General features: G+C 50.1%; 1 protein-coding gene. It reads right to left on the bottom strand.

Going from position 1 to position 693, the window contains the following annotated elements; translation table 11 throughout:
* Positions 1 to 502 (bottom strand): Y-family DNA polymerase (locus ACWHAR_RS27490; RefSeq protein ID WP_452088486.1); only part of this gene is annotated, 502 nt, incomplete at its 3' end.
* Positions 503 to 693 lie beyond the last annotated feature (191 nt).

The raw sequence follows: 693 nt of genomic DNA, 5'->3' as shown, positions 1-693 counted from the left end.
TGGGCCAAAGAATCCGGGGCACTTCACGCTTTCTCAAAATCGTAATGCCGAGCGGCTTTTTCATATCCGAAGCCATTTTGGCCAGGAATTTATTCGGAGCGATCCCGATGCTTGACGGAAGCAGCAGTTCCTTTTGAAGGCGCTCCTGAATTTCCTTCGCCGTTTCGCATGCCCGATTTCTGTATGGCGTATCCGTTAAGTCCATGTACCCTTCGTCGATCGAAACAGGCTCGACAAGGTCCGTGTACTCCCTGAGCACTTGAAACATTTCTCTTGAAGAGCTTCTGTAGCGGTCGAAATTCGGCGGCTTGACGATCAGCTCGGGACAGAGCCGCTTCGCTTCCCAGAGCGGCATGGGCGGTTTGACGCCGCGTGCTCTCGCCTCATAGCTGCACGTGACGACGATTCCTTTCCGCTCCTTCGCATTTCCCGCGATGGCTAGCGGCCTGCCTTTCAGCGAAGGGTCATACGCCATTTCAACAGACGCGTAAAAGCTGTTCATATCGATATGAAAGATGACTCTCCCCTTTTGTTTATCAGCAGACAAAACGGCTCCCTCCTGGCACTCTGATTAGACATCCCGGCTTTCATATAGTAAGATGTTAAATGAAACGGAAGTGATAAAAGATGATTCTTGAATCTTTCAACGATGCTTTTTTTCTGATTGAGTTTTTCACAATCGTCCTCCCCGCA

The sequence above is a fragment of the Bacillus sp. LR--39 genome (assembly GCF_053613335.1).
The sequence above is the reverse complement of the archived record's forward strand: the minus strand, read 5'-3'. Positions and strand labels throughout refer to the sequence as shown.